Annotated in this window: 4 protein-coding genes; 1 reads left to right on the top strand and 3 read right to left on the bottom strand. The window is 42.1% G+C overall.

Annotation, left to right across the window (positions count from 1 at the left end; genetic code table 11):
* The 3 genes from B4K20_RS15645 to B4K20_RS15635 all read right to left on the bottom strand — a co-directional run.
* Positions 1–1008, bottom strand: a 1008-nt coding sequence (locus tag B4K20_RS15645) for a glucan biosynthesis protein (RefSeq protein WP_289283628.1), incomplete at its 3' end; no start/stop codon positions are given.
* A gap of 282 nt (positions 1009–1290) precedes the next feature.
* Positions 1291–1725 carry an OsmC family peroxiredoxin gene (locus B4K20_RS15640; RefSeq protein WP_289283627.1) on the bottom strand — a complete coding sequence of 145 codons (435 nt, stop codon included), beginning with the start codon at positions 1723–1725 and terminating at the stop codon, positions 1291–1293.
* A 117-nt stretch (positions 1726–1842) separates the two neighbouring features.
* On the bottom strand, positions 1843–3510 hold the full coding sequence (locus tag B4K20_RS15635; RefSeq protein ID WP_289283626.1) for a GGDEF domain-containing protein: 1668 nt from the start codon (positions 3508–3510) through the stop codon (positions 1843–1845).
* Between the two features lie 240 nt (positions 3511–3750).
* Between B4K20_RS15635 and B4K20_RS15630 the strand changes: the two genes are divergently transcribed.
* Positions 3751–3957, top strand: a 207-nt coding sequence (locus B4K20_RS15630) for a hypothetical protein (protein ID WP_289283625.1), incomplete at its 3' end; no start/stop codon positions are given.

The raw sequence follows: 3957 nt of genomic DNA, 5'->3' as shown, positions 1-3957 counted from the left end.
TAATCTAAGATGTCGTGGGTTGGTCAGTGGTCGCCAGATCCACTCGCCATTGCCCATATGTACTGACAAACCGTCAGAATCATGAATTTCAGGCCGCCAATCCCAAGCAGTACGTTTGTCGTTTTCACCCACCATATACATACTGGTCAGTGGTGCAATGCCGAGACGTTCAATAGCTTTACGTGGATATAGCGCCGAATCGACTTTCACTTTCAATCGGTCACCCGGCTGAATATCGAAGCGATAAGCCCCTGTAATACTCTCAGAGTCTAGTAAGGCATATACCGTCGTGATATCACTGCCAGGTTTAGGCTCTTCTAGCCAGAAATGGGTAAACATGGGAAACTCTTCGGCTCTAGGCAAAGCTGTATCAACCGCTAAGCCCCTTGCAGATAATCCGTACTGCATTTCTTTACCTACTGCACGAAAATAGCTGGCCCCCAGAAAAGCAATGACGTCACGTTTCCAATCGGTATGAAATTGCATTCTGAACCCTGCATAACCAAGATCCTCAGGCAAGGCTTTACCATCAATGCTTGTCTTACCGTAGTCAAACATCGTTGATGTGTATTCGATAGGTGTCGTTTTACCATCTTTGAGCTCTGAAATATGCACCGGAGTATCAAAATACAATCCTAAGTGAAATAGCTCAGCACGAAACTCACTGTCATCATCACGCCATAAAGCTTTATCTTTGTTGAACTGTAACTGCTGATAATCATCCCAGCTCATACCTTTAATGCTCTCAGGTAACTCACCTTTATGACTAACATAGGCTTTTTCTGACAAGGCCCTTGCATAGCCTTTTAGCCAAGCATAGGTGAATTTTTCTCCTGAAGGAGGAGATACCGGATCCGTCATGGCAAAAACCGCTGGGCTAACAGCGAGACCAATGACTATTGAACAGCCAACGATCAGCTGACTGAATATTGTGTTAACTAATTTAGTCAGTGTTTTCTTATCATTCTTATATTTGGGGATTAGGTTCGATTCCATAAACTCACTCATTATTAACAATTCCTGACACATTAAATAGTGGTATTCAATTAAGTCTCTCTGTTCAGAACCAGCCTGAAACCTGACACTTAAACTTACCGATATTAAGTTCTACCTTGCAGCCACTTGAGTGTGCAATAACGCGCGTTAAACCATTAGATAATACCTAGCTTAAACACATATTATGTGAAGCTGCAGTTATGTCACAACACATAACAGTTCATGCATAAAAAAGGCCCCATTAACCGTTGATTATGGATTAAATGGAGCCTTTAAATGGTATTTGTCAGCTGACTATGCGGCGTTTAATGTGTATTCAAGCACTATGTCTGCATTGAATAGTTTACTGACGGGACAGCCCAGTTTCGTTTCATGGGCAATACGGTCAAACTCTTTTTCATCAATCGCTTTCACATTCGCTGTTAAGGAAAGCTTTGAGCGGCTTATCTTAAAACCTTCACCGTCTTCGTCGAGATAAATGGAAACATCCGTATGCAAATCGCCTTCTTTGTAACCTTCGCCTTCAAGGGCAAATGAGAGAGCCATGGTAAAACAGGCGGCATGGGCTGCAGCAAGGAGTTCTTCCGGGTTAGTCCCTTTGCCACCTTCGAAGCGACTGGTGAAACCATAAGGGTGCTCATTCAGTGCTGGCGTTTCTGTACTAACGCTGGCTTCACCTTTTTTGCCTAAACTTTTATAAATGGCTGAACCCGTTTTCACAATACTCATACTGTCTCCTTATATGAATTAAAAAACTTGATAAACAAATCAATCGCTTGTCAAAAACAAATCGACATTTATTTCATCAAGTGTATAAGTTGACAGTGATAACACCCAGAATAGTTCCTAAACTGACCTGCGCTCTACCTGACAATTGTTCCTTCCCTGTCCTTTGGCTTCGTATAACGCTTTATCTGCTCGCTTGAATACATCCTCGATTGTGTCACCTTTTTCAAAACAGGCTAACCCTGCTGACGCAGTAATCGGTACAGAGATACCATTATGCTGGAACTGTGTTTTTTCAATGGTCTGACGGATTTTATTCGCCATGTCCAGAGCCTGTTCTAAATCAATTTCAGGAAATAGACCAACAAACTCTTCTCCGCCATAACGTGCTATAAAATCCGCTTGTCTTGTGGAATCCTTAAAGATACGAGCGATGGTCTTTAACACTACATCACCCGCACTATGACCAAACTTATCATTAACAGATTTAAAATAATCGACGTCCCAAATGACCATGGTTAGTGACTTTTGGTAACGCGTCCAGCGGCTGTATTCTGTCTGTAAAACCTCAGTCAGCGCCTGTCGGTTCCAGATACCTGTCAGCGGATCCTTCATCGCCAATGCCCGAGCCTTACTGGTGGCCAATCGCAGTTCATTCGCCTCAGATTCCATTTCATGTAATCGTTGCGTCAGTGCTTCGATTTGTTTTTGCGAGTTGGCAAAACGGGTATTGTCAGCGTGTTGATAATGCGTGATTTGTTCATTGAGGTGATCTAGTCGTTGGCTGAGTAGGTGTTTGATATCATCGAAGTCTGACGCACTCTCAACATCTGTTCTCAGCCCGACCATTGTCTGTTCAACATCACCAGCTAACTTGTGTCGCTCTTCATAGGCAGAGAGATCTTCTTGTACAACTTCGTATAGGTATTTATCCAGTGAGGTAATTTTTTTTGTTAAATCTCTAAGAAAGCTTTCATATTCTTTCTTCTCTGCCATCACCGATGAACTTAACTGACTGACTATGTCAGCTATGGATGAAATCGTTTTGGGGACATCCTCTGCTTTGAGACCATCATGAATTTTCAATCTGAGCTCTGAGGCTTTTGAGCTAAACTCTGTTGGTAAAGATAAACGCTCCAGTAGCTCGATCAGAAGCGCTTGAGGCGTGATAACCTTATCCTCTATCGCTTCTGACGGTGTAGTATCTGCTTTCTCATCGGATGTAGTAGATAGATTGGCGTGCGAAACGCGCGCTGTAATGTTTGTTTTATTAAGATTATGCTGACTTTGTTTATTCTGGAAAAATCTGGAAAACAGACCTCGTTCTTCATCCTCTTTTGGTGTTGAGGACATGCACTCATCAATGAGTACAGTGAGTTCATCAAGCATTTGAGGTAAGGCATCGTCAGCTTTTTTTACAGCACGCTTTCGTAATTTCAGCACATGCTTTTTCTTATTTTCTGGCCAGTCAATCTTATCTATCAGACTAATCAGTAAGGTCGTTAATGTCGACTGGGAGAGTTTATCCTCATCCATGCGACTGATAGCTGTTTCGATTTCTTCAAGGATGCTTTCAACAAGCGTCTTATCTCTGACTGAGGTGCGAAGATGTTTTCTAAGCTTATCAAGCTGGTCATCCAACGCCATATCCAAACCATGTGAGACCAGTGCTAATCTGGAAAGACCGCGCTCAAGTAAGAGTTCGTAGGCTTTTTGCTTATCTAAAGTCTGACTTAACTCCGTGAACTTTTCTTTCCACTTTTCTGCATCTTTATGATTGGTTTTCATATCCTTGGAAATACCTTTTCCCGCTTTTCGGGTTATTCTCTCATACTAAACACGGTATTGAATGCACACAAGCATTTATATACCAAAGATAAACATTTACATGGCAGCGGTTATGTTCATTAAGCAAGCATAAGTCGTTTATGAATAACATGACTAAAGCGATGATGCTCACTCTCAACAGTTTTGATTGATTGCCCTAAAACACTGACATAGACTAACTATGAACTTTTACAGGTGAATATGTTGCTGTCTCTATCACACTTACTGACAATTGCTGGCTTGTGCTTGATGCTCACCGCCGCATCTCTAGCTAATGCCGCCACATCACTATCAGGAAAAAATGTCCTCATTCTCTACAAACAAGGCGATGCCTTATCTGAAAAGATTGCTGACTTCTATACTGAAAAACGCAGTGTGCCAGCCGAACAAATGCTCGGACTATCTATC

This window comes from Methylophaga sp. UBA5088, from assembly GCF_002414625.1.
GTDB classification, from domain to species: domain Bacteria; phylum Pseudomonadota; class Gammaproteobacteria; order Nitrosococcales; family Methylophagaceae; genus Methylophaga; species Methylophaga marina.
This window is presented reverse-complemented; position numbering and strand designations above follow the sequence as displayed.

What these genes read in the sequence shown, in the direction of transcription:
- B4K20_RS15640 (WP_289283627.1), bottom strand. Translation starts at nt 1,725, where the DNA reads ATGAGTATTGTGAAAACGGGTTCAGCCATTTATAAAAGTTTAGGCAAA.
- B4K20_RS15635 (WP_289283626.1), bottom strand. Translation starts at nt 3,510, where the DNA reads ATGAAAACCAATCATAAAGATGCAGAAAAGTGGAAAGAAAAGTTCACG.